The 18,109-nt window shown below is 69.0% G+C and carries 17 protein-coding genes; 10 read left to right on the forward strand and 7 right to left on the reverse strand.

All coding sequences use genetic code 11. The annotated features are described in order from the left end of the window. The first annotated feature begins 152 nt into the window (after window positions 1-152). The 6 genes from ectA (at window position 153) to RT91_RS00940 (ending at window position 6,284) form a co-directional block, all read left to right on the forward strand. Window positions 153-662: a diaminobutyrate acetyltransferase gene (gene ectA, locus RT91_RS00915; protein ID WP_012040477.1), complete on the forward strand. Its 510-nt coding sequence runs from the start codon at window positions 153-155 to the stop codon at window positions 660-662. Continuing rightward, window positions 659-1,963, forward strand: a complete 1,305-nt coding sequence (ectB, locus tag RT91_RS00920; protein WP_035185165.1) for a diaminobutyrate--2-oxoglutarate transaminase — start codon at window positions 659-661, stop codon at window positions 1,961-1,963. Before ectA ends, ectB begins: the two co-directional genes overlap by 4 nt. Before the next feature lie 31 nt (window positions 1,964-1,994). Further along, window positions 1,995-2,393 (forward strand): ectoine synthase, encoded by a 399-nt coding sequence (locus RT91_RS00925; protein WP_007423997.1) that lies wholly within the window; start codon window positions 1,995-1,997, stop codon window positions 2,391-2,393. 40 nt (window positions 2,394-2,433) lie between these two features. Continuing rightward, a complete protein-coding gene (gene thpD, locus RT91_RS00930) occupies window positions 2,434-3,354 on the forward strand; it encodes an ectoine hydroxylase (RefSeq protein WP_012040480.1) in 921 nt (306 codons plus the stop codon). Beyond that, a complete protein-coding gene (locus RT91_RS00935) occupies window positions 3,351-4,817 on the forward strand; it encodes an aspartate kinase (RefSeq protein ID WP_035185167.1) in 1,467 nt (488 codons plus the stop codon). Before thpD ends, RT91_RS00935 begins: the two co-directional genes overlap by 4 nt. Before the next feature lie 237 nt (window positions 4,818-5,054). Next, window positions 5,055-6,284, forward strand: a complete 1,230-nt coding sequence (locus tag RT91_RS00940) for an MFS transporter (protein ID WP_007423398.1) — start codon at window positions 5,055-5,057, stop codon at window positions 6,282-6,284. Window positions 6,285-6,294: 10 nt separating this feature from the next. On the opposite strand, the gene RT91_RS00945 is transcribed toward RT91_RS00940, so the two are convergent. From RT91_RS00945 to RT91_RS00965, 5 genes are read right to left on the reverse strand one after another with little or no spacing between them, the layout of a single operon-like run. Further along, window positions 6,295-6,900: an ABC-type transport auxiliary lipoprotein family protein gene (locus tag RT91_RS00945; RefSeq protein ID WP_013641160.1), complete on the reverse strand. Its 606-nt coding sequence runs from the start codon at window positions 6,898-6,900 to the stop codon at window positions 6,295-6,297. Further along, a complete protein-coding gene (locus RT91_RS00950; protein WP_035185169.1) occupies window positions 6,897-7,886 on the reverse strand; it encodes an MlaD family protein in 990 nt (329 codons plus the stop codon). The genes RT91_RS00945 and RT91_RS00950 overlap by 4 nt, the downstream gene beginning before the upstream one ends. 22 nt (window positions 7,887-7,908) lie before the next feature. After that, the gene (locus RT91_RS00955) at window positions 7,909-8,658 is read right to left on the reverse strand and encodes an ABC transporter ATP-binding protein (RefSeq protein WP_035185172.1); all 750 of its coding nucleotides are present in this window, start codon (window positions 8,656-8,658) and stop codon (window positions 7,909-7,911) included. Next, window positions 8,655-9,743, reverse strand: coding sequence for an ABC transporter permease (locus tag RT91_RS00960; RefSeq protein ID WP_035185174.1), 1,089 nt, complete (start codon window positions 9,741-9,743; stop codon window positions 8,655-8,657). Before RT91_RS00960 ends, RT91_RS00955 begins: the two co-directional genes overlap by 4 nt. Then, the gene (locus tag RT91_RS00965) at window positions 9,740-10,378 is read right to left on the reverse strand and encodes a YjbE family putative metal transport protein (protein ID WP_035185177.1); all 639 of its coding nucleotides are present in this window, start codon (window positions 10,376-10,378) and stop codon (window positions 9,740-9,742) included. The genes RT91_RS00960 and RT91_RS00965 overlap by 4 nt, the downstream gene beginning before the upstream one ends. A 71-nt stretch (window positions 10,379-10,449) precedes the next feature. Here RT91_RS00965 and purB point away from each other — a divergent pair, with 71 nt between their 5' ends. Together purB and RT91_RS00975 are read left to right on the forward strand one after the other, a co-directional pair. Then, window positions 10,450-11,787, forward strand: coding sequence for an adenylosuccinate lyase (gene purB / locus RT91_RS00970; RefSeq protein ID WP_012040486.1), 1,338 nt, complete (start codon window positions 10,450-10,452; stop codon window positions 11,785-11,787). Window positions 11,788-11,800: 13 nt separating this feature from the next. After that, complete coding sequence (locus RT91_RS00975) at window positions 11,801-12,520, forward strand: NRDE family protein (protein WP_035185179.1); 720 nt, start codon at window positions 11,801-11,803, stop codon at window positions 12,518-12,520. Between the two features lie 66 nt (window positions 12,521-12,586). On the opposite strand, the gene RT91_RS00980 is transcribed toward RT91_RS00975, so the two are convergent. Continuing rightward, the gene (locus RT91_RS00980) at window positions 12,587-14,080 is read right to left on the reverse strand and encodes a CoA-acylating methylmalonate-semialdehyde dehydrogenase (protein ID WP_035185181.1); all 1,494 of its coding nucleotides are present in this window, start codon (window positions 14,078-14,080) and stop codon (window positions 12,587-12,589) included. A gap of 29 nt (window positions 14,081-14,109) precedes the next feature. Between RT91_RS00980 and RT91_RS00985 the strand changes: the two genes are divergently transcribed. Both RT91_RS00985 and RT91_RS00990 read left to right on the forward strand, forming a co-directional pair. Next, complete coding sequence (locus RT91_RS00985) at window positions 14,110-15,438, forward strand: Zn-dependent hydrolase (protein WP_012040489.1); 1,329 nt, start codon at window positions 14,110-14,112, stop codon at window positions 15,436-15,438. A gap of 91 nt (window positions 15,439-15,529) precedes the next feature. Then, window positions 15,530-16,135, forward strand: a complete 606-nt coding sequence (locus RT91_RS00990) for a Spy/CpxP family protein refolding chaperone (RefSeq protein WP_007424267.1) — start codon at window positions 15,530-15,532, stop codon at window positions 16,133-16,135. Window positions 16,136-16,208: 73 nt separating this feature from the next. On the opposite strand, the gene RT91_RS00995 is transcribed toward RT91_RS00990, so the two are convergent. Next, a complete protein-coding gene (locus tag RT91_RS00995; RefSeq protein WP_035185184.1) occupies window positions 16,209-18,011 on the reverse strand; it encodes an NAD(P)/FAD-dependent oxidoreductase in 1,803 nt (600 codons plus the stop codon). Window positions 18,012-18,109: the final 98 nt, after the last annotated feature.

An 18,109-nucleotide genomic window follows, 5' to 3' on the forward strand; every position in this document is an offset into this window, starting at 1 on the left:
ACATTCACAAAAAAACTTGATATTTTCAAATATTTTCGTATCTCTGGTTTCACGTCGCTGCCTGTGGTGGCGCGACACGGGACAAATCTGTTTCGGAGGATGAAATAATTCCGGGCCATATCGACAATCTGGCGGCACCGTGCGGCAGCGCGGTGGCGCTGCGTCGGCCGACCGCGGCCGATGGTCCGGCGGTGACCGCGCTGATCGCGGACTGCCCGCCGCTCGATGCCAATTCGGCCTATTGCAACCTGCTGCAATGCACCGATTTCGCCGAAACCTGCGTGCTCGCCGAGCGCGAGGGCGCGGTGGTCGGCTGGATTTCGGGCTACCGCCCGCCGTCAGACCTCTCGCGCATCTTCGTCTGGCAGGTCGCGGTCTCGTCCGCGGCGCGGGGCATCGGCCTCGGCGGGCAGATGCTCGATGCGCTGCTCGACCGTCCCGCCATTGCCGGCGTGCGCGCCCTGACCACCACCATCACCGAGGCGAACACCGCGTCGTGGCGGCTGTTCGAAAGCCTTGCCCGCCGGCGCGGCGGCTCGTTCGCCCGGGCGGTGCGCTTCGACCGCGCCGCCCATTTCGCCGGCCTGCACGACACCGAGTTCGAGGTGACGATCGGCCTTCCCCAGCCCGTCGCCGAACCAGCACGAAAGGACATCTCATGACCGATCTGCCGCGCCCCTCCCGGCGCAAGCCGGATACCGCGATCTACGAGCGCATGGAGTCCCGGGTGCGGAGCTACTGCACCGCGATCCCGCGCCAGTTCACGCGGGCCGAAGGCGCCTGGCTGCATGACAGCCACGGCGGCCGCTACCTGGATTTCCTCGCCGGCTGCTCGTCGCTGAATTACGGCCACAATCATCCGGTGCTGAAACGGGCGCTGATCGACTATATCGCCCGCGACGGCATCGCTCATGGACTCGACTTCCATACCGACGCCAAGGCCGAGTTCCTCGACGCGCTGGAAACCGTGATCCTGAAGCCGCGAGGCATGGATTATCGCGCCATGTTCGTCGGCCCGACCGGAACCAATGCCGTCGAGGCCGCGCTCAAGCTCGCCCGCAAGGTGACCGGCCGGCAGACCGTGATCGCCTTCACCAACGGCTTCCACGGCATGACGCTCGGCGCCCTCGCCTGCACCGGCAACGAGGGCAAGCGCGGCGGCGCCGGCGTGCCGCTCGCCCATGTCAGCCACGAGCCTTATGACGGGTATTACGGCCCGGAGATCGATACCGCCGACCTGCTGGAGCAGCGCCTTGCCGACGGCTCCTCGGGCCTCGACGCGCCGGCGGCGTTCCTGGTCGAGACGGTGCAGGGCGAGGGCGGGCTGAACGCCGCCTCCGCCGGATGGATGCGCAAGATCGCCGCGCTCGCGAAGCGCCACGGCGCGCTGCTGATCGTGGATGACATCCAGGCCGGCTGCGGCCGCACCGGCCGCTTCTTCAGCTTCGAGGAGATGGGCATCCGCCCCGACATCATCACCCTCGCGAAATCGCTCTCCGGCATCGGCGCGCCCTTCGCGCTGACCCTGTTCCGCCCGGAACTCGACCAGTGGAAGCCCGGCGAGCACAACGGCACGTTCCGCGGCAACAACCACGCCTTCGTCACCGCCGCCGCGGCGATCCGCCATTTCTGGAGCGATGACGCCTTCGCCGCCGACATCGCCCGGCGCGGCGACCTGCTCGGCCGCCGGCTCGATGCGATCGCGGCGCGGCATGGGATGGGCACGCGCGGCCGCGGCATGATGCAGGGCATCGATGCCGGCACCGGCGAGATGGCCGAGCGCATCACCGGAATCGCCTTCCGCGAGGGGCTGGTGATCGAGACCAGCGGCGCCGGTGGCGAGATCGTCAAGGTGCTGGCGCCGCTCACCATCGATGATGACCTGCTGGCGGCCGGGCTCGACATTCTCGAACGCGCCGTGAACGAGGCCACCGCGCCCACCTACAGCGTCGCCGCCGAGTGACGGGCCGCGACACGAAGCAAGGAGCAGAAACATGATCATCCGGACTCTGAAGGAGGCGCAGGCCTCGGAGCGAAAGGTCGTCACCGATGGCTGGGACAGCGTGCGCATGCTGCTGCGCGACGACGGCATGGGCTTCTCGTTCCACATCACCACGATGTACGCGGGCAAGGAGCTGCGGATGCACTACAAGCATCATTACGAAGCCGTCTTCGTCCTGAGCGGAGAGGGCACCATCGAGGATCTCGACGCCGGCGAGACGCACCAGCTGAAGCCGGGCGTGCTCTATGTGCTCAACAGGCACGACCGCCATGTGGTGCGCCCGAAGACCGATATCGTCACCGCCTGCGTGTTCAACCCGCCGGTCACCGGGCAGGAGGTGCATGACGCGTCCGGCGCCTATCCGCCCGCCCCGGTCGGCGAGGCGGCCTGAGGTCCCGGTCCGCAACGAACGAAACGTGGGAGAACAGACAATGGACGATCTCTATCCGTCGCGCCGCGAACCCACCCCGTCGCTGCTGCCGCGCCATGATCCGGTGGTGCATGGGCGCTGGGCGCCCGGCGCGCCGCTGAGCGACGAGCAGACGCGGTTCTACGACACCAACGGCTATCTCGTGCTGGAGAACGTGTTCGACCCCGCCGAGATCGCGCTGCTGCAATCGGGGTCGATGGATCTGCTGGCCAACCCCGCCGGGCTCGACCGCGAGACCATCATCACCGAGCGCGGCAGCGACGAGGTGCGCTCGATCTTCGCGATCCACGCGCAGAACGAATTGCTCGGCCGTCTCGCCGCGGATTCGCGGATTGCCGGGGTGGCGCGCTTCCTGCTGGATGACGACGTCTACATCCATCAGTCGCGGCTCAACTACAAGCCGGGCTTCGATGGCAAGGAGTTCTACTGGCACTCCGATTTCGAGACCTGGCATGTCGAGGACGGCATGCCGCGGATGCGCGCGTTGTCGATGTCGATCCTGCTGGCGGAGAATACCGCGAATAACGGGCCGCTGATGGTCATCCCCGGCTCGCACCGCAAATATCTCACCTGCGTCGGCGAGACGCCGGAGAACCATTACCGCTCCTCGCTGAAGAAGCAGGAATACGGCGTGCCCGACCGCGAGATGCTGACCGCGCTCGCCAGCGATCACGGCATCGTCGCGCCGACGGGCAAGGCCGGCACCGTGGTGCTGTTCGACTGCAACACGATGCACGGCTCGAACGGCAACATCACGCCGTTCCCGCGCTCGAACGCGTTCTTCGTGTTCAACGCGAAGGCGAACAGCCTGGTCGAGCCGTTCGGCCCGAAATCGCGGCGGCCGGACTTCATCGCCGACCGCGCGTTCACGACCGTCGACATCGTGAAGGGCCCGCTGGTGCGGCGCGAGCGCGCGGCATGAGCATGGCTCCGAGTGTCGAGAAGATCGGCGGCACGTCGATCGCGGCGACGGACGCGGTTGTCGGCAACGTGCTGATCGCCGGCCGCGCCGGCCGCGATCTCTACCGGCGGATCTTCGTGGTCTCTGCCTATGGCGGGATCACCGACCTGCTGCTGGAGCCGAAAAAGAAGACCGACGCCGCGAAACCGCCCGGGCTGTATGCCAGCTTCGCCGCCGATGGCGAGAAGGGCGACTGGCGCGACGCGCTCGATGCGGTCGCCGCCGCGATGCGCGCCCGCAACGAGGAGGTGTTCGGCACGTCGCCCGAGCGCGCTTTGGCGGATGACTTCGTCGCCGCCCGGATCGGCGAGACCCGCGCCTGCCTCGACGATCTCGACCGCCTGCGCGGCCACGGCCATTTCCGGCTCGACGAACCGCTCGCCACCCTGCGCGAGCTGCTCGCCGGGCTCGGCGAGGCGCACAGCGCGCACAACACCGCCCTGCTGCTGCGTGCCCGCGGCGTCAACGCGGCCTTCGTCGACCTGACCGGCTGGCAGGACGGGCGCAACCTCGATCTCGACGAGCGGATCCGCACCGGGCTCGACGGGATCGACTCAGCGACCACCCTGCCGATCGTCACCGGCTATGTGAAATGCAGCGACGGCATGGTCCGCAAATACGACCGCGGCTACACCGAGATGACCTTCGCCCGGCTCGCCGTGCTCACCGGCGCGCGCGAGGCGATCATCCACAAGGAGTTCCATCTCTCCAGCGCCGATCCGAAGGTCGTCGGCGTCGGCAAGGCGCGCAAGATCGGCCGCACGAATTACGACGTGGCGGACCAGCTCGCCAATCTCGGGGTCGAGGTCATCCATCCCGGTGCGGCGCGCGGCCTGCGCCAGGCGGGCATTCCGCTGCGGGTGCGCAACACCTTCGACCGGCACGACGAGGGCACGCTGATCTGCGCCGACTACGTTTCAGCCGCGCCGCGCATCGAGATCGTCACCGGCATCCGCGAGCTGCGCGCGCTTCAGTTCTTCGAGCAGGACATGGTCGGCAAGAAGGGCTATGACGCGGCGATCCTCGACACGCTGACGAAGCACCGCGCGCGCATCGTCAGCAAGTCGTCCAACGCCAACGCCATCACCCATTACCTCGCCGCCGGCGGGCCGACGGTGCGCCGGGTGATCGCCGATCTGGAGGCGCGATTTCCGAACGCCGAGGTCTCGGCGCCGCGCCTCGCCATGGTCGCGCTGATCGGCAGCGATCTCAGCGCGGAGGGCTGTGTCGGCCGCGCGCTCGACGCGCTCGGCGCGGCGGGAATCGGGGTGAAGGCGATGCAGCACCAGATGCGCAATGTCGACATCCAGTTCATTCTCGATACCGACCGCTTCGACGACGCGATCCGCGCGCTCCACGCCGCCCTGGTCGAATGCCGGGCGGCGCAGGACGGCAAAGGCGGGACGCTGCGCACCGCCGCCTGATCGGGCATGCGGGCGAAGCTGACCCGCACCGGCGGCATTGACCGCAGCCGGCCCACCGCCTAGAGCATCACCCGGTCGGGTGGAGTCATCTGATCGGATGATGCTCTATTTATCAATACAATAGAGCACGGAAGCCGACCCGGAAGGATCGGGAAGTGCTCCAGGCGGTGGGCCGGTCCGGGACGGATCGTCGGTCGCCTTGGCGTCTCCTTTGCCTTGCGGCAGGATGAGGTTCTGATGGTCTCCTCGCTGCTTTCCGTCCGCAGTCTGCTGTTCTCCATCTTCATGCTGATGGCCGGCAGCGGCTTTCTCGCGACGCTGATGAGCCTGCGGCTCGAAGCCGCGGGCACGACGCAGCTGCTCATCGGGCTGATCGGCACCGCCTATTACGCCGGGCTGACGCTGGGCGCGCTGCGCGCCGGGCGGATCATCGAGCGGGTCGGCCATATCCGCGCCTTCACCGCCTTCGTCTCGCTGTTCTCGGCGAGCACGCTGGCCTGCACGGTCTGGCAGGAATTCGGCTTCTGGGCGGTGCTGCGCTTCATCGAGGGCCTGTCGCTTGCCGGCGTCTTCATCTGCATCGAAAGCTGGCTGAACGAGCGGGCGACGCCGCAGACCCGCGGCGCCATCCTCGCCTTCTACATGGTCGCGCTCTATGCCGGGCAGGGGGCGGGACAGTTTTTGCTCGACCTTGGCAACCGCGTCCCGGCGCTGCCGTTCATCGCCGCCTCGATCCTGCTTTCGCTCGCGGTGATCCCGATCGCGCTGACGCGGATCCCCGGCCCCGCGCTGGGGGGGGCGACGCCGCTCTCCTTCGTCCGTCTCTACCGGATCTCGCCGCTCGGCATCATCGGCGCGGCGGTGACCGGCGTGATGCTCGGCGGTTTCTACGCGCTCGGCGCGATCTACGCGCACGGGCTCGGCATGGGCAGGCCGCAGACCGCGCTGTTCATGAGCCTCGTGATCCTGGGCGGCGTGGTGCTGCAAATCCCGATCGGGCGGCTTTCCGACCGGTTCGACCGGCGCAAGGTGATCATCGGCACGTTTGCCGGCACCGGGCTGGTCAGCCTCGTGCTCGGCCTCCTGGCCCGGCGGCCGGACGTCGTGGATACGCTCGGCCTGCTGTTCGGCGGCCTCGTCTTCACCCTCTACCCGCTCTGCGTCGCCCATACGAACGACTTTCTCGAGCCCGACCAGCGGGTGGGGGCCAGCGGCGGCCTCGTGCTGGTCTATTCCATCGGCGCGGCAATCGGCCCGATCATCGCGGCGATGGCGATGACGCGGATCGGCCCCGGCGGGCTGTTCTATTTCCTGGCCCTCGCGGCCGCGGCGGCGGTGGGTTTCGGCGTCTGGCGCCAGCGCGTGCGCGAGCCGGTGCCCAACGAGCAGCAGCAGCCCTACCAGATCCTGCCGCGCACCACGCCCATCGCCGCGACGCTCGATCCCAATACCGCGGAAGAGGGCTGACCGGCCGGGCCTACCGGAACCGCGCGACCAGGGCGACCGCCTGGCGCAGCACGCCGGCAAGGGCGGCACGCTGGGCGGCCACCAGGTCGGCCGGGGCGGCGCCCGCGAGCGGTGCCGTCGCGGTCAGGCGCTTCTGCGCGAGCGGCCGCTCGCCGATGCCGACCGGCTTCGCGACCACCAGGGTCAGCGCCGCCCGCGCCTCGCCCCGCGCGGGTGCCGCGAGCAGCGTGTCGAGCGTGCCGCCGACCGTCAGATCCGAGGTCACCGACGATCCATCCCCCACCACCGCGGCGAAATCGCCCGAGGCCTGCAGCCAGGTCATCAGCGCCGCGGTCGCCGCATCCGCCGGCGCCGTGGCCCAGCGGTTGTAATAGCCGCGATGGATGCTCCCATCGGCTTCGAGCGTGATCAGCCCGCGATCGGTCAGCGCCGGGCCGGCATCGAGGCCATGAACCTTCACCACCTTGCGTGAGGGGCGGGATGCCGGGTGGAGATCCGGCGCCGGGGCGAGCGGCCAGTCGGTGCGCGGGCGATAGGGCTGTTCCGACAGCACCGTGCCGCAGCCGGCAAGGGCCAGCGGGGCGGCGAGGGCGAGGCGGCGGGAGATCGGGGTCATGGCGTCTCTCTCGGCGGTTCCCTGCCGCGCAGCGCGGCGGCGGGATTGCGTTTCAGCGTGTCGGACAGGTCTTCGAGATTGGCCGAGGCCTGCTTCAGCGATTGCAGGATCGGCAGCATCTGCCGCTCGACCATCGCCGTCGCCTCGTTGGCGTGGCGGATCGTCGCCTCCGACTGGGCGATCAGCGCCGGCATCGCCGCACTCGCCTTCGCGAGTGCCGCACTCGTGGTTTCGAGCTGCTGCAGGATCTCGCGGGTCTGCGTGCCGTCGGCCAGGGTGCGCATCGAGCGGGTCGTCGCCGGCAGGTCGGCCTGCCTGACCTGGTGCTTGAGCTCGACCAGCAGCCCGTTGACATTGGCCAGCGCCTCGTGAGCGCTGCCGGTGGTCAGTTCGCGGTTCACGGTGTCGATCATCGAGGTCAGCGTGTCGATCGTCCGGCCGAGCTTCACGTGCCGCATGTTGTTGAGGAAGCCCTGCACCGCGTCCTGCACCTCGGTCAGCGTGCTCGGCACCGAGGGGATGACGAGATGATGCGGCGTCCAGGGCACGGACTGCGGCGGGTTGTTCTGCGGGTTGACGAAGCTGAGTTCGAGATAGGCGAGGCCGGTGATTCCCTGCGGCGCGACCTGCACGCGCAGCCCGTGCTGGATCGCTTCGAGGATGTCGGCATCGCGCCCGAGCTTGCGCGGGTCGATCCGGTACTGGACCACGACCTGGTGATAGACCTTCTCGTTCAGGTTCTTCGGGTCGGGCGGCGGATAGTCCGCCGCGACGAGGCCGATCTCGCTCACCTTGCCGATCGTCACCCCGCGGAACTTCACCGCCGAGCCGACATCGAGCCCCTGCACCGATTCGCGGAAATAGGATTCGTAGATCGCGCCCGGCCGGAACATGTTGCCCGACAGCAGGAAGACGAGCCCGACCAGCACGACGATGGCGCCGATCACGAACAGCCCGGTGCGCAGTGCGGCGCCTCTGGGTTCCATCAGCGCCCTCCCGTGATCCGGCTCATGCGGGATCCTCCTCGCGGTTGAAAAACGCGCGCACGCGCGGATGCGTGGCCGCGGCCTTGAGCTCGCGCGGCACGCCGAGCGCGATCATGCCGCGCGCCTCGCGATCTAGCATCAGGCAGCGGTCGGCGATCGCGAAGATCGAGGCGAGCTCGTGGGTGATCACGACGAAGGTGCAGCCGAGGGCAGCGCGCAGGTCGAGGATCAGCCGGTCGAGCCCGGCGCCCGTTATCGGGTCGAGCCCGGCGGAAGGCTCGTCGAGAAACAGGATCGGCGGGTCGAGCGCCAGCGCGCGGGCGATCGCGGCGCGCTTGGCCATGCCGCCGGAAATCTCCGCCGGCAGCCGGTTCGCCGCTTCCGCGAGGCCGACCAGCGCGAGCTTCACCCGCGCGATCTCGGCGCGGGCGGCGGAAGGCAGGTCGGTGAAAACGGTGAGCGGGAGCATCACGTTCTCCAGCAGGGTCATCGAGCCGAACAGCGCGCCGGACTGGAACATCACCCCGATCTCGCGGCGGACCGCCTCGACCTCGGCCACCGTGTCATGCCCGGCAACGGTGATCCGCCCCTCGGTGGGGCGGAGCAGCCCGATCATCTGCTTGAACAGCGTTGACTTGCCGCAACCCGAGCCGCCGAGCACGACGAACACCTCGCCGCGCGCGACCTCGAAGCTCACGTCCTGGAAGATCACCCGCGCATCGAAGCTCTGCGCAACACCTTCGACGCGGATGGCGGGGGCGTCGCCGCTCACTGGCCGAGCCTGTAGAGGATCACCGCGAACAGCCCGTCGAGCAGGATGGTCGCGACGATGCCGCCCACCACCGCCGAGGTCGCGGCCTCGCCCACCGCGCGCGGCCCGCCGCCGGCCGTCAGCCCGGCGCGGCAGCCGATCAGCCCCACCGCGGCGCCGAAGACGACCGATTTCATCAGCCCGAGCAGCACGTCGTGCGGGCTGGTCGCCATCTGCATCTGCGCGACGATCGCCGAGGGCGGAAAGCCGAGAATGCCCATCACGAAGCCCATGCCGAGCACGCCCGAAACGTCGATCCCGAGGGCGAGGGCCGGCATCACCAGCATCGCCGCCGCCATCCGGGGAATGACGAGCATGGTGCCGGGGTCGATTCCCATCGTCGTCAGTGCCGCGACTTCCTCGTTGACCATCATCGTGCCGAGTTCGGCGGCGAAGGCCGAGCCGGTGCGCCCGGCGAGGATGACGGCGGCGAGCAGCGGGCCGAGCTCGCGGAACAGCGACAGCGAGACCAGGGCGGCGACGTAGATGTCGGCGCCGAACTGGCGCATCGGGATCGCCGACTGGAAGGCGAGGATCATGCCGATGAGAAAGCCGAGCATGATCACCAGCGGCAGCGCCTGCGCGCCGGCGCGCTCGGCGATGCGGAAGAAATTGCCGCCGCGCAGGAAGCGCCGCCGGGCCGGCAGGCCGGTCGTGGCGAGGATAGTCTCGCCGAAGAAGGCGATGCGCACGCCCAGCGTCCGCAGCGGCCCGGGGCCTCGCACCGTGCGCGGCGGCGGCGGCGGCGCGCCGGTCTCGGGCAGGGCGGCGCGCAGCCGGGCGATCAGGCCCTCGGCCGCCGGCGTCAGCCCCTGCCAGCGGGTTTCCCCGTCATGGCCGCGTTCGAGGGCGAGCAGCAGCGCCGCGCCCGAGGTGTCGATCCGCGCCGCGCGCGAGAGGTCGAGCGTCATCACCCCCTGCGCCGCGCGGGCGACGGCGATGGCGCGCGGCCAGGCCTCGGTCAGCGCGGCGGCGGTGAGCAGCCCGGTCAGGGCGATCACCGGCCCGTCCGCGCCGCCCGCGATCTCGACCGCGGCCTCGCTCATCCGAACCAGGCCGGAAGGTGCCAGCCCAGACGCGCCGCTACCTGAAGGATGCCGCCATGGATCATCTCAAGCGCTACATATAGGACGATCGCGAGCCCGACCCAGACCAGCCAGCGCCGTTTCGTGAGCAGGCGCGCGACGAGGTTGGCGGCGATGCCCATCAGCGCCACCGAAACCAGCAGGCCGGCGGCAAGCAGGGCGGGGTGGTCGCGCGCCGCCCCCGCGACCGCCAGCACGTTGTCGAGGCTCATCGAGATATCGGCGATGATGATCCGCAGCGCCGCGTCGCGCAGCTTGCCGGGGGCTTCTCCCGCTGCCTCCTCCGGCTGGTGGTTGAACTCGCGCCAGGATTTCCAGACCACGTAGAGCAGCAGGATGCCGCCCGCGAGCGTCAGCCCGATGATCGCCAGCAGCCGGAGCGCGACCAGCGCGAGGGCGATGCGGATGACGGTGGCCGCCGCGACGCCGATCAGGATCGCCTGTTTCTGCTGCGCCTTGGGCAGCCGCGCCACGGCGAGACCGATGACGATCGCGTTGTCGCCCGCGAGGACGAGGTCGATCATCAGGACCTGCGCGAGCACCAGCGCATCGGCGAGCATGAATTCCATTGCATCGGGTTCGCGGAGCCGGCCCATCTTGTCAACCGGACCGCCCCGGCCCAAAACGGCGCCGCGCCGCCTGCCGGCCTGGAAGATGGGAGAATTCGATGGTTCCGCGTTACGCCCGCCCGCAGATGGTCGCGATCTGGCAGGACTTGAACCGCTACCGGATCTGGTTCGAGATCGAGGCGCTGGCCGCCGAGGCGATGGCCGCCACAGGCGACGTGCCGGCCGAGGCCGCCCGCGCCATCCGCGAGAAGGGCGGCGCGCGGATCGCCGCGATGACCGAGGCCGATGTCGAGCGCATCGCCGAGATCGAGCGCGAGACCCGGCACGACGTGATCGCCTTCCTCACCTGGCTGGCCGAGGGAATCGGGCCGGACTCGCGCTTCGTCCATCTCGGCATGACCTCGTCGGACGTGCTGGATACCTGCCTCGCCGTGCAGCTCACCCAGGCGAGCGATCTTTTGCTGGAGGGGATCGATGCGGTGATGGCGGCGCTCAAGCGCCGGGCGATCGAGCACAAGCTCACGCCGACCATCGGCCGCAGCCACGGCATCCATGCCGAGCCGACCAGCTTCGGCCTCAAGCTCGCCGGTCACTACGCCGAATTCGCCCGCAACCGCGCCCGCCTGCTCGCCGCGCGCGAGGAGATCGCCACCTGCGCGATTTCCGGCGCGGTCGGCACCTTCGCGCATCTCGACCCCGCGATCGAGGCGCATGTGGCGCAGAAGCTCGGCCTGCGGCCCGAGCCGGTCTCGACCCAGGTGATCCCGCGCGACCGCCACGCCGCCTTCTTCGCCGCCCTCGGCGTGATCGCCTCCGGGATCGAGCGGCTGGCGACCGAGGTGCGCCACCTGCAACGCAGCGAGGTGCGCGAGGCCGAGGAATTCTTCCACCCCGGGCAGAAGGGCTCGTCGGCGATGCCGCACAAGCGCAACCCGGTGCTGTCGGAAAACCTCACCGGCCTTGCCCGCATCGTGCGCGGCTACGTGGTGCCGGCGATGGAGAACGTCGCCCTCTGGCATGAGCGCGACATCAGCCACTCCTCGGTCGAGCGGGTGATCGGGCCAGATGCGACGATCACGCTCGATTTCGCCCTGCACCGGCTGGCCGGCATGATCGAGAAGCTGACGGTCTATCCGGAGCGGATGGCCGAAAATATCGAATCGCTCGGCGGCGTCGTGCATTCGGGCGAGGTGCTGCTGCTGCTCGCCCGCGCCGGCATCTCCCGCGAGGATGCCTACCGGATCATCCAGCGCAACGCGATGGCGACCTGGACCGCGCTCGGCAAGCCGGATTTCCGCCGCTTCCGCGACCATCTGCTGGCCGACCCGGACGTGGCCGGCCGGATCAGCCCGGAGGCGATCGACGCGGCGATGGACCCGCGCCTGCATCTCGCCCGGGTCGATTCCATTCTCGACCGGGTGTTCGGCTCGCACTGACCGGCGGCGCGCGATGTGCTCGCTGATCCTGTCGTTCCTGCCGGGCGATGCCTGGCCGGTCGTGATCGGCGCCAATCGCGACGAGATGCTGGCGCGGCCGTGGGACCCGCCGGCCGCGCACTGGCCGGAGCGTCCCGGCGTGATCGCCGGGCGCGACCGCACCGCCGGCGGCACCTGGCTCGGCCTGAACCGCCACGGCGTGGTCGCCGCACTGCTCAACCGCACCGGCAGCCTCGGCCCCACGCCGGACAAGGCAAGCCGGGGCGCGCTGCCGCTGATGGCGCTGGAAGAGCGCTCGGCGGCGGCGGCGGCGGCGCGGCTCGCCCGGCTGGATGCCGGGCGCTACCGCAGCTTCAACCTGCTCGTCGCCGATGCCGCCGGCGGATACGTCCTGCGCGGGCTGGAACGCGGCGCGCCGGAGACGATGCGGCTCGACCCCGGCATCACCATGATCACCGCGCACGACCCGAACGATCCGGACAGCCCGCGCATTGCCCGCTATCGCGGTGCGTTCGAGGCTGCCCCCCGCCCCGATCCCGCCGCCGATGCGTGGGAAGCCTGGCGGGCGCTGCTGGCGGATCGCGCCCCGCCCGCCGACACTGCACTCAATGTCGGCCCGCGTGGCGGGTTCGGCACCGTGTCCTCGGCGCTGATCGGCCTCGGCGGCGAACGCGCGCGCTTCCTTTTTGCTCCCGGTCCGCCTGACCGGACCGATTTCGCGTCGGTCATCTGAGGCTGGTCAAGCCGCGGATGGGCCGGCACCGGGCCGGCCCTGCCACAATCGGATCGATGACCCCGTCTACCGCATGGTCGGGATCGCGAATTCGGCGCCGGCGCGGATGCCGGTCGGCCAGCGCGAGGTCATGGTCTTCAGCTTGGTGTAGAAATGCACGCCTTCATGGCCGTGCATGCCGTGATCGCCGAAGGCCGAGCGCTTCCAGCCGCCGAAGGAATGGAACGCCATCGGCACCGGGATCGGCACGTTGATGCCGACCATGCCGACCTCGATCTGGTCGGCGAAGCTGCGCGCGGCGTCGCCATCGCGGGTGAAGATCGAGGTGCCGTTGCCGAATTCGTGCTCGTTGATGATCCTCACCGCGCCATCGAAATTCGCCTCGCGCACCACCGAGAGCACTGGGCCAAAAATTTCTTCGCGGTGGATCTTCATCCCGGGCCGGACATGGTCGAACAGGGTCGGGCCGACGAAATGCCCTTCCTCGTGGCCCTGCAATCTCAGGCCGCGGCCATCGACGACGAGGCGCGCCCCTTCCGCGATGCCGGCCTCGATATAGGATTCGACCTTCGCCTGGTGTTCCCTGGTGATCAGCGGCCCCATCTCGGCCTCGGGGTCGAGCCCGGGGCCGACTTTCAGGCTGCGCGCCCGGCTCGCGATGCGCTCGACCAGCGGGTCGGCGATGCCGCCCACCGCGACGGCGACCGAGATCGCCATGCAGCGCTCGCCGGCCGAGCCGTAGGCGGCGCCGATCAGCGCGTCGACCGCCTGGTCGAGATCGGCGTCGGGCATGACGATCATGTGGTTCTTGGCGCCGCCCAGCGCCTGCACGCGCTTTCCGTGATGCGAGGCGGTGCGGTAGATGTGCTCGGCAATCGGCGTCGAGCCGACGAAGCTGACGGCGGCGATGCGCGGGTCGGTCAGCAGCGCGTCGACGGCGGTACGGTCGCCGTTGATCACGTTGAACACGCCTGCCGGCAGCCCGGCTTCCTTCAGCAGTTCGGCGAGCAACAGGCCGGGCGAGGGGTCCTTTTCCGAGGGCTTGAGGATGAAGCAGTTGCCGCAGGCGATCGCCATCGGGAACATCCACATCGGCACCATCACCGGGAAGTTGAACGGCGTGATGCCGGCAACGACGCCGAGCGGCGCGCGGAACGAGTAGCTGTCGATGTTGGTGCCGACATTGCGCGAATAATCGCCCTTCAGCAGTTCGGGAATGCCGCAGGCGAATTCCACCACTTCAAGGCCGCGCACCACTTCGCCGCCGGCATCGGCAATGACCTTGCCGTGTTCCAGCGTGATCGCCTTCGCCAGCTCGTCCTTGTGCTGCTCGACGAGTTCCTTGAAGCGGAACATGATCCGCGCCCGGCGCAGCGGCGGGGTGGCGGCCCAGGCGGGGAAGGCGGCGCGCGCCGCGGCGATCGCCGCCTCGATTTCCGCCACTGTCGCCACCGCCACCGCGCCGGTCTGCGCCCCGGTCGCCGGGTTGAAGACGGGCAGACGCTCCGCCCCCGTGCCCGCGACGGTCTCGTTGTTGATGAAATGACCGATTGTTTTCATGGCGTATCCCCGTTTTCCGTTGCGTCATAATGTTCCGTGTCGGCGCGGCTGCGCAAGGGGCGGTCTTGCGCGCGGGCGGCGCCGGAGGCCATCATGCCGGCATGACGCAAGGCACGAATTACCGGATCGATGGCGCCCGCCTCTGGCGCGCGCTGATGGACATGGCCGAGATCGGTGCGACGCCGAAAGGCGGGGTCAACCGCGTGACGCTGACCGAGGTGGACCGCGCGGGACGCGCCCGTTTCGCCGAATGGTGCGCCGCCGCCGGGCTCAGCCTGCGCACCGACACGATGGGCAACATGTTCGCCCGCCGCGAAGGGCGCGATCCGAACCGCTTGCCGGTGATGTTCGGCTCGCATCTCGACAGCCAGCCCACCGGCGGCAAGTTCGACGGCGCGCTCGGCGTTCTTGCCGGGCTCGAGGTGATGCGCACGCTCGATGAGCTCGGCATCGTCACCGAGGCGCCCCTCGAGCTGGTCAACTGGACCGATGAGGAAGGCTGCCGCTTCGGCCGCGCGATGATGGGCAGCGCGGTCTGGGCCGGCGTGCAGCCCGAGGCGGCGATCCGTGCCCTGCGCGACGCTTCGGGCGTGACCGTCGCCGAGGCACTGGCCGCGATCGGCGCCGAGGGAGCGGAACCAGCGACCCATCGCCCGGCCGATGCGTTCTTCGAACTGCACATCGAACAGGGGCCGCTGCTCGAGGCGGGAGGTGAGGCGGTCGGCATCGTCACCGGCGCGCAGGCGCAGGTCTGGTTCGATATCGTGCTGACCGGCCGCGACTCCCATGCCGGCACCACGCCGCCCGCCGCCCGGCGGGATGCGCTGGCCGGAGCCGCGGAGATCGTTCTCCTGGTCGAGCGGCTGATGCGCGAATGCGGTGAGTTGGGGCGCGGCACGGTCGGGCGGCTGAGCGTTCATCCCAACTCGCCCAACGTGGTTCCCGGCGAGGTGCGTTTCGCCGCCGAGTTCCGCAACCCGTCGGATGCCGAGATCGCCCGCCTCGCGCGGGAATTCCCCGAACAGGCGGCGGCGCTCGCCGCGGCGCGCGGGCTCGGGATCGTGGTGACCCCGGTTTTCCGCGTCGAGGCGACGCCGTTCGACGCCGCCTGCGTCGATCTCGTCCGCGAGGCCTGCCGGCGGCGCGGGCTGGCGGCGCGGGAGATGGTCTCCGGGGCGGGGCACGATGCCGTGCATATCGCCCGCGTGGTGCCGAGCGCCATGATCTTCACGCCCTGCAAGGACGGGCTGTCGCACAACGAGGCGGAATCGATCACCGAGGATCAGGCGGAGACCGGCGCGCAGATCCTGTTCGACGTGGTTCTGGCCCGCGCCAACCGCCCGCTCACGGCCGCTTGATCGAGGTCAACGACCGCAAATCATCTTGCTCCTAGCCTGTTCGCGTTGATGGACGCCGTTGGCGTCCCGCATCCGATGAAGGAGCATGTCCATGTTCAAGGTATGGAAGACCATGGCCGCCGCAGGCCTGCTGGCGGCGGGCACGGCGATGGCCGTGGCGCAGGGGCCCGGCGCTGGTCCGGGCGCCGGTTACGGCCCCGGAGGCGGCTACGGACCCGGCATGATGCAGGGCTACGGCTGGGCGCGCGGCGGTTTGAGCGGCAAGGCCGGGCGGCAGTTCGCCGGCGCAAGGCTCGACGTGCTGCGCGAGACGCTCAAGATCACCGATGGCCAGCGCCCCGCCTGGGATGCCTACGCCAAGGCCGTGACCGACGCGCAGCAGAACGTGTGGAACGGCGTGCGGGGGGTGATGCGGCCAGGCATGATGTGGTCGCTCTCGCCGGACCAGCGCCTTGCCTTGATGCAACAGATGTTCGACCTGCGGAAGAAGGCTTATGAACGGGAGCAGGCGGCCGCGAAGGCGTTGTTGCCGCATCTGACCGACTATCAGAAAGGCCAGGCCAGCGTGCTGCTGCCGGGGCTTTCGAACATCGGCTACGGCTTCGGCATGGGGTATGGCCATCCCGGCTTCGGCGGTGGCGGTTGGGGCATGATGGGCGGCTATGGCGGGTATGGTCCGGGCATGATGGGGTATTGACGTCCCGCAAACGGCGCAGCCGGTGAGCCGTCCGGACCCGGTCCGGGCGATTCACCGGTGTGCCGGAGCCGGCTCAGCCCTTGTGGTAGACTTCCTGCAGCCCGTAGACCTTGCCGGCGATCCCTTCCATCCGCGCCTTGATCTGCAGCGCGAGGTAAAGCGAATAGTGGCGCGACTGGTGCAGGTTGCCGCCATGGAACCATAGCGCGTCCTGCTGCGTCGGCTTCCACATGTTGCGCAGCTCGCCCTCCCACGGGCCGGGATCCTTCTTCGTGTCCGAGCCGAAGCCCCAGCACTTGCCGACCTTGTCCGCCACTTCCTGCGAAATCAGCTGAGCGGCCCAGCCGTTCATCGAGCCGTATCCGGTTGCGTAGACGATCAGGTCTGCGGGCAATTCGCTGCCGTCGCTGAACAGGACGGAATGGGGCCGGATTTCCTTCACCGAGACGCCCGATTTCAGTTTGATGCTGCCATTGGCGATCAGTTCCGATGCGCCGACATCGATGTAATACCCGGAGCCGCGGCGCAGGTATTTCATGAACAGGCCCGATCCGTCCTCGCCGAAATCGAGCATGAAGCCGGCCTTCTCCAGCCGTTCGTAGAGGCTGGCGTCGCGCCGCTTCATCTCTGCATAGACCGGCTTCTGGAAGTCGGCCATGATCCGGTACGGGATCGAGGCGAAGATCAGATCGGCCTTGTCCGTGGTGATGCCATTGGCCAGCGCCTGTTCGGAATAAAGGCCGCCGAGGGCGAGATCCATCAGCGTTTCCGAACGCGCGATATGCGTGGAGGAACGCTGGATCATCGTCACGTCCGCGCCGTGTTCCCAGAGATCGGCGCAGATGTCGTGCGCTGAGTTGTTCGAGCCGATGACGATGCATTTCCTGCCGCGCCAGGCCTCGCCGCCGGGATGCTTGCTGGAATGGTGCTGCTGGCCCCTGAACTCGTCCATGCCCGGATAGTCCGGCAGGTTCGGCACGCCGGACATGCCGGTGGCCAGCACGAGCTGTTTCGGCCGCAGCGTGACAGGCTGGCCCTCGCGCATCACCTCGACCACCCATTCGCCCGCCGTCTGGTCATAGCGCGCGGAGGTCGCCTCGGTGCGGGTCCAGTAGTTCAGCTCCATGATCTTGACGTAGCTTTCCAGCCAGTCGCCGATCTTGTCCTTGGGCGAGAAGACCGGCCAGTGATCCGGGAAGGGCAGGTACGGCAGATGGTCGTACCACACCGGATCGTGCAGGCAGAGCGACTTGTAGCGCCGGCGCCAGGAATCGCCGGCGCGTTCGTTCTTCTCGATGATGATCGTCGGCACGCCGAGCCGGCGGAGCCGCGCGCCGAGGGCGATGCCGCCCTGGCCGCCGCCGATGATCAGGGCATAGGGCTGCTCGGTGTAGCCGAGGCTGGCGCGCTCGGCCTCGATCCGGTCGAGCCAGGAACTGCGGTCGCGATGCACGCCGTGCTCGGCGCCCATCGGGCGCGTGCGGCCGTGCCGTTCCTCATGGCCTTTCAGTTCGGTCATGGTGGTCAGCAGCGTCCAGCACTTGCCGCCCTTCAGGCGCAGATGACCCCGCCCGCGCGCCACTGCCGTCTCGAAGGTGAACCAGCCCTCGGTCACGCCGTCCGCCTCGGTCGCGATGTCGTCGATCGCGAAATGCCGTGGCTGCACCTCGCTCAGTTTCGCCTGAAGCATGTCGGCAATGCCGTCATGCCCTTCCATCGTCCTGATGTTCCAGGTGAAACTGACCAGATCCCGCCAGTAGCATTCGGTCCCGAACAGGGCGGCGACCTTGGCCGCATCGCCGCTGGCCAAGGCTGCCTCGAAATCGGCGAGCCAGCCGGAAACCGCGGTTGCAGCGGGTGAAACCATTGCGTCCATGGGCATTCCTCCATTCCGTTCCTGTTTTTGCCGATAAGAAACTGCTCCAGCCGGAGCGTCAATTAAGCTGTTCCCCCGGCGATGTTGCGCCTATGATC

The organism is Acidiphilium sp. JA12-A1, from assembly GCF_000724705.2.
Lineage (GTDB): Bacteria > Pseudomonadota > Alphaproteobacteria > Acetobacterales > Acetobacteraceae > Acidiphilium > Acidiphilium multivorum.